Below are 6,282 nucleotides of genomic sequence, written 5' to 3'. Positions count from 1 at the left end.
ACGAGACGATCGTGGTGCCGGCGCCGCCCGGGCCGCCGATGTTCTCGGTGTCGCCGAACAGCACCCGCGACTCGGTGAAGATCTGCAGCCCGCCGATCGTCGAGGTGACCGCGGTGAACAGGATCACGGGCCGCAGCATCGGCACGGTGATCCGCCAGAAGGTCTGCGACGACGAGGCGCCGTCGACCTTGGCGGCCTCGTAGATGTCGGCCGAGATCGCCTGCAGGCCGGCCAGGAAGATGATCGCGTTGTAGCCGACCCAGCGCCAGGTGACGATCGTCGCGATCGCGATCTTGATCCCCCAGGGCTGGCTCAGCCATTCGATCTTGTTCAGCCCGATCGACTGCAGGAACGCGTTCAGCAGGCCGAAGTTGTTGCTGAAGATCGAGCCGAACACCATCGTCATCGCGACCACCGAGGTCACGTTCGGGAGGAAGTAGGCGACCCGGTAGAAGCCGCGGAACGTGGTCGCGTTGTGCAGTGCGTTGGCGATCACCAGGGCCAGCAACAGCATCGGCACGGTCGAGAGCACCCAGATGATCAGGGTGTTGGTGATGGCGTCCCAGAACGCCGGATCGGACAGCAGGTAGCTGTACTGCTCGAGGCCGACCCACTTCATCGCGCCGATGCCGTCCCACGAGTGGAACGACAGGTAGATCGAGAACAGCACCGGGAAGGCGCCGAAGACCGCGAACAAGATGAAGAAGGGCGACACAGCCACGTACTGCGGCATCGCCTGACGGAACCTGCTCGGGGGCTTGTCCGGGGCCGGGTCCTTCGTCGCGACCGCGGTGGTCCGGCGGATCACATCGCTGACGGCCATCTCAGATCGCCCCCACTCTCGTGAGTTCCCGCTCGACCTGGTGCTGGGCGTCCTTCCAGGCCTGGTCGGACGACTTGCTGCCGACCTCGACGTTGACCAGTTCGGCCTTGATCGGCGTACCGATGATCGTGTCGTAGGGGCTCAGATAGGTGCCCGGGTACTTCTTCGCGGATTCGGCGAAGACGTCGACGATGCGCTGGCCGCCGAAGAACGGGTCGGGCGCGGCCAGCCGCGGATCGGTGTAGCTGGCCGGGGTGGATGGGAAGAGCACCGGATCGAGGAACGCCTCGGCCTGGTTCTTCGACGACTCGAGCCAGGTGATGAGGGCCATCGCGGCCTCCGGGTCCTTGCAGTACTTCGTGATCGCGAGGAACGAGCCACCACGGTTCCCCGCACCTCCGGGCGATGCGGTCACCCGCCACTTGCCTTTGGTCGCGGGGGCGGCGTTCTTCGGGCCGAGCTGGGCCCACCAGACGGCCGCGTTGTAGGCGACCAGCCGGCCGTTGGTGACCACCGCGTCGGCGTCGGTACTGCCGTTCTGCGCATTGGCAGACAGGCCCTCCTTCGCGATCCGGACCGACAGGTCCCAGACCTGTTTGATGTGGTCACCGGCACCGATGTACTGGCCCTCCACGGTCATGTAGCGCTGCCGTTGCTGGGCGAGTGCGTAGTCGAAGACCGCGGCGATGTTGTCGGTGATCGCCGACCCGGGGACCGCCTGGCGGACCTTCTTGCCGAGCTGGATGAAGCCGTCCCAGTCGGGGGCCGCCGCGGCCACCTCGGCGGGATCCACCGAGACGCCGGCCCTCTCGAAGATGTCGCTGCGATAGAACAGCGCCATCGGACCGGTGTCCATCGGGTAGGCCATCATCCGGTTCTCCGGCGTGATACCGAGCTTCCATTTCCACGGCAGGAAGTCGCCGGCCAGCTTGTCGGCGCCGAGTTCGTGCAGGTCGTAGAACTGGTCCGCGTTCGGGAAGTAGGTGGCGACGTCGTCGTTCAGCGCGACGATGTCCGGCACCAGCGACTTGCCGGCCAGCGCGGTGAGCAGCTTGGTCTTGTAGTTCGTGCCGATCCGGGTCATCGCGAGCCGCTTCGAGGTGGCGCCCGGGATGGCCTTCTGCGCCTCGGCGATCAGGCCGTCGTTCACCGACCCGGTCCAGCACCACATGCTCAGCTCGTTCGATCCGCCGAGCGAACTTCGGGAACCACAGCCGGCGAGACCTGCTGCCGCCGCACTCCCGGCCCCCAGGGCCAGGAACCGCCGTCGTGACACTGACATGAATCGCCTCACCTACACCTTCGCATCGCAACCGGGAGGGGCTACATTCGATGTTCATTTGCGCTAGAAGTTGTCCACAAATGTTCAGCTATCGCTAAGGTAAGCGCATACCAACTGAACCGGTCAAGGCCTCATCCTGTGCCCGCCCCGACCGGCCCGGAAACGCGACCCCGAGCCGTCCGGAGACCGGACCCTGGCCAGTCTGGGGCAGGGATCGGCTGAGAGGATGGTGGCATGCCGAACCCGACGATCGATGCCGTCCTCTTCGACGCCGACGGCGTGATCCAGCGCCCCACGATCGACTGGCGCGCAGCCCTCTCGAGGTTCGTCGAGCCCGGGCGGTCGGCCGACGAGTTCGTCCTCGATCTGATGGTCGCGGAGCGTCCTTCGCTGGTCGGCAAGGGCGATTTCCGCGACGCCATCACCGAAGTACTGCGGCGGTGGGGGTCGCAGACTCCGGCAGAAGCCGTCCTGGAGCTGTGGACCCGCTTCGAGGCGGAGCCGGTCGTCGTCGGGCTGATCCAGCAACTGCGGGCGGCCGGGATCGAGTGTCACCTGGCGACCAACCAGCAGGCCTACCGGCGCGCGATCATGCACGACGAGCGGCACTATGGGGACTGGTTCGACCAGACCTTCTACTCCTGCGATCTCGGGGTCGCCAAGCCGGATCCGGCGTACTTCAAGACCATCCTGCGGGCCATCGACCGGCCGGCGGACCACGTCCTCTTCATCGACGACAACGCGGACAACATCGAGGGCGCCCTGAGCGTCGGCCTCCACGCCGAGCTGTACGACCTGAAGAACGGAACCGACGCCCTGCGGTCACTGCTGAGCCGTTACGGGCTGCCAATCTCAGCCTGAGATCTCGTCGCTCGCACTCCCCCGAGACAACCCCTTACGTCCGAAGGAGTGGAGGGCCTGCCCTCCGGTTCTTCGGACGTAAGCAGGTTGGATCAGCTGTCGCGGTCCGGAGTGGTCCCGCGCTCGTCTTGTGGTGTGGGCGATTCGCGCGCAGGGTGGGCAGGTCAGTGAGGGCCGGGGGCCGCCGTGGGCTGGTCTGCCCGGTTCACCGTGCCTGGCGGTCGATGGGAGGTTCTGATGGGCGAAGCCGCACTCGGTCCCGACAGGGGCGACCCGACCACCACTCCTCACGCCGACTCGCGCGCTCCGCTTGACGCTGCTGATCCGTTGTTGCCGAACTGTGGGAAACGCCTCTACTGGCAGCCGCGGCAGGACCTACCGCTGCAGATCACGGCAACCATCCCGACCGAGCCCCTCACCGAGCAGCTTGCGTGGGGCCTTACACAGGTCGACATGCGGGTCACCAACGTGTCCGACACAGCGCTACGTGTCACGACCGGCAGGGGCGCCCACCTGACGCTCGTCAAAGACGGGCTCGTCGTCGCAACGCCCGCGGGGCAGCGGGACTCCGCCCACACGTTCAACCTGGAGCCGGGCGCCAGCCGACACTACAAATCCGCGATCAGCCTCCGCCGCTGCGGCTCGGACCCACCATCAACCGTGCCTCTGGAGCCTGGCACCTACCAGCTCTACGCCGCTCAACCATTCACCCTCGGCGAAGACCGCCAAACCTGGCTCGTCGTCCAAGCTGGTCCGTGGCCGGTCACCGTCGCCCGGACAGAACCCGGACCAAGGCAGTCGAGCGACTCCTGGACGCGGCCGGTCGGAGATGCAAGGGGCAACGCCTACTCAGGTCCCGGGCTGGATCCCGGCGAGCTGACGTTCGGTGGGTGCGGAGCCCAGATCGGGAAGTTGGCGACGGGGCACCTGCCGTTGCGGCTCACGGCAATTCTGCCGAGTGGGGCACTGACTGCGGAGACACCGCTCCTGCGGGCGCAGATCGAGATGCGGGTGACGAACGTGTCCACTTCTGTCCTCCACCTCATGACTCAAGCCGCCAAACTGACAGTCGCCCAGAACGGAATCGTCGTCTCCATGCCCGCGCGGCAAAGAGGTAGCGGACACGTGTACGTACTGCAGCCGGGCGCGAGTCAGGAGTACAAGTCGAGCGTCAACCTGCGGCGCTGTAACCGGGCGCCAGACACCGTGTCCTTGAGACCTGGCAGCTACCAGCTCTACGCGGCCCAGCCGTTCTTCCTGCTCGGCGAGCCCGAGGGCCAGGGCCATCGGACCCTGGTCGTCGTACGGGACGGTCCGTGGGACTTTGAGGTCGCCTGACGTTCTCGGATCGCCTTCAGCCGGGAGCAAGCGCAGTACCGGCCGTTATCGCATCGTCATTCAACCTATTGCGGTCTCACCTCGTCTCTACCTGCAGTCAGTTGATTGCAAACAGGGGGAAGATCATCATGCGTAAGAACTTGGTTGGAAGGCTTGTGGTCACGTTGGTGACTGCGGCTGCTGCGGTGGGGGGGACGGTCGCGCTTGCTCAGCCTGCGAGTGCTGCCACCGCCGACAGTTGCCTCAAGCAATTGAGTGCGAAGACGGGCTGGGGCTACGACACCACCATGACCACGAAGGGCTCGCTGACCTTCTACACCCATGAGTACTTCGGGTCGCTCTGCAACGGGATGCGCGTGTCGATGGGGATCAGCCGGACCAACACCTTCGGCTTCCGCAACCTCAACGCGAGCAAGTACGCCGTGACGAGCGGGTCCAACGCGTTCCGGAACACCCACCAGCTCGGCCTGGACGACTACGGCTCCTGGATGATCCGGCAGATCGCGGTGAAGGACAAGGCGGGAAAGCTCGTCGTGAAGACATTCACGAAGGAGACCACGCCGCGGATCCTGACCAGCCGCTACGCCTCGGTGCTCACCGGTACGCCGAAGGGCAAGCTGGTCCCCAAGGCGGGCAAGGTCAACGTCAAGGGCACGCTGAAGTCCTGGCACTACTACGGCCGGCTGGTGAACGTGCAGAACCAGCAGGTGGTCGTCCAGGTCCGCCAGCCGCACAAGGTCGCGTACACGACCCGCGCGACCGCCACGACGAGTCGCACCGGCGCCTTCTCCACCAACCTGAACACCGCTGGGCTGAAGGGGTACGACGTCCGCGTCGCCTTCGTCTCGAAGATCCCGATGACCGCCAGCTCGTACACGTTCCTCGGCACCATCTCCTGAGCGAACGGTCGTGAGCCGACGCTCCTGAGCTAGCCGCCGACGCCCGCGTCCGAAGTACCGGAAGGTGCGCCGGACGCGGCGTCGGTTGCTGGTCCGGCCCCGCTGTCTGGTCCGGACGCGGCGTCGGTCTCTGGGTCAGCCTCGGCGCTCTCGTCGGGTTCGGCCGGCACGACCGGTTTGGGGGCGGGGACGATCGGTGGCTCGAGTTTGGCCAGGATGGTGATGATGTCCTGGCGGTGGTGCTGGATCTCGTGGGCGGTGTGGCGGATGATCCAGCTGAGTGACCGGGGTGCGCGGACGGGATAGTTGTACAGTCCGAGCTTGCCCAGCTCTGGCGGCGTCAGGACGCGGGCCGCGGCACCGAACTCGCGGGCGAACCGCATCAGCGCGGCCGCCACCTCCATCGGATCCTGGTCCTCGTACTTCGCCTGCTTGACCCGCCCGGTCCGGTCCATCGGCGCATACACCGGCCGGTCCTCCGCCAGGCACTGCGCGATCCGGAACCGCTGCACCTCCAGTACGTCGCGCACGTGGCAGGCGTACTCGATCGCGGACCACACCTCGGGCTCCGGCCGCAGCCGCACCACATTCGCATCCGGTCCCGCCGCGGCCTTGGTCAACGCCATGCTGCACTCGGCGGCCTGCCGGATCAGCGTCGTCACCGTGCCCTGCAGGTCACCCGTGTCGTAGTTGAACCCGCACTCCTCGCAGAGTCCATCCACCGGCGGGCGGCGCTTTTCCACTCTCACTCCTACTCGATCGCTCGGGTCCTGCCGACACTCAGCAGCCCCGACAGTCGAACCCTAGTCAGAACAGACCTCCGGATCAGGTGGAGGGTGGGCGGAAACGCCAGGCGTGGTCTACCGGGCCGATGCCGGCGCCTAGGGCATAACCGGCGGCGACTGCTCCGCTGATGTACTGCTTGGCCGCTTCTACAGCGGTCGGTACGTCGTGTCCGCGGGCCAGGTACGACGCGATCGTGCTGGCCAATGTGCATCCGGTGCCGTGGGTGTGTCGGTTGTCCGCCCTGGGTCCACTGAACTCCTGCCGCGCTCCAGGTCCGTGCAGCACATCTACTG

7 protein-coding genes are annotated in these 6,282 nt (G+C 66.3%); 3 read left to right on the top strand and 4 right to left on the bottom strand.

Annotated elements, in window-relative coordinates; genetic code table 11:
• Positions 1-823, bottom strand: an 823-nt coding sequence (locus tag VFG33_RS05225; RefSeq protein ID WP_325022959.1) for a carbohydrate ABC transporter permease, incomplete at its 3' end; no start/stop codon positions are given.
• A 1-nt stretch (position 824) separates the two neighbouring features.
• Positions 825-2,105, bottom strand: a complete 1,281-nt coding sequence (locus tag VFG33_RS05220; protein ID WP_325022957.1) for an ABC transporter substrate-binding protein — start codon at positions 2,103-2,105, stop codon at positions 825-827.
• A gap of 234 nt (positions 2,106-2,339) precedes the next feature.
• Between VFG33_RS05220 and VFG33_RS05215 the strand changes: the two genes are divergently transcribed.
• The 3 genes from VFG33_RS05215 to VFG33_RS05205 all read left to right on the top strand — a co-directional run bounded on the left by VFG33_RS05215 (position 2,340) and on the right by VFG33_RS05205 (position 5,203).
• Positions 2,340-2,966, top strand: a complete 627-nt coding sequence (locus VFG33_RS05215; protein WP_325022955.1) for an HAD-IA family hydrolase — start codon at positions 2,340-2,342, stop codon at positions 2,964-2,966.
• A 237-nt stretch (positions 2,967-3,203) separates the two neighbouring features.
• Positions 3,204-4,304: a hypothetical protein gene (locus VFG33_RS05210; RefSeq protein ID WP_325022953.1), complete on the top strand. Its 1,101-nt coding sequence runs from the start codon at positions 3,204-3,206 to the stop codon at positions 4,302-4,304.
• 251 nt (positions 4,305-4,555) lie between these two features.
• Positions 4,556-5,203, top strand: coding sequence for a hypothetical protein (locus VFG33_RS05205; protein WP_325022951.1), 648 nt, complete (start codon positions 4,556-4,558; stop codon positions 5,201-5,203).
• A 29-nt stretch (positions 5,204-5,232) separates the two neighbouring features.
• Here VFG33_RS05205 and VFG33_RS05200 read toward each other — a convergent pair whose 3' ends face one another.
• The gene (locus VFG33_RS05200; RefSeq protein WP_325022949.1) at positions 5,233-5,946 is read right to left on the bottom strand and encodes a DinB family protein; all 714 of its coding nucleotides are present in this window, start codon (positions 5,944-5,946) and stop codon (positions 5,233-5,235) included.
• An 82-nt stretch (positions 5,947-6,028) separates the two neighbouring features.
• The coding region (locus VFG33_RS05195; RefSeq protein ID WP_325022947.1) for a bifunctional hydroxymethylpyrimidine kinase/phosphomethylpyrimidine kinase at positions 6,029-6,282 on the bottom strand (254 nt) is incomplete at its 5' end.

The sequence above is a fragment of the Kribbella sp. genome (assembly GCF_035687465.1).
In the GTDB taxonomy this organism is placed as follows: domain Bacteria; phylum Actinomycetota; class Actinomycetes; order Propionibacteriales; family Kribbellaceae; genus Kribbella.
The sequence above is the reverse complement of the archived record's forward strand: the minus strand, read 5'-3'. Positions and strand labels throughout refer to the sequence as shown.

Excerpts from the sequence above, each read along its gene's own strand:
- VFG33_RS05220 (WP_325022957.1), bottom strand. The coding sequence starts at position 2,105 with ATGTCAGTGTCACGACGGCGGTTCCTGGCCCTGGGGGCCGGGAGTGCG.
- VFG33_RS05215 (WP_325022955.1), top strand. The coding sequence starts at position 2,340 with ATGCCGAACCCGACGATCGATGCCGTCCTCTTCGACGCCGACGGCGTG.
- VFG33_RS05210 (WP_325022953.1), top strand. The coding sequence starts at position 3,204 with ATGGGCGAAGCCGCACTCGGTCCCGACAGGGGCGACCCGACCACCACT.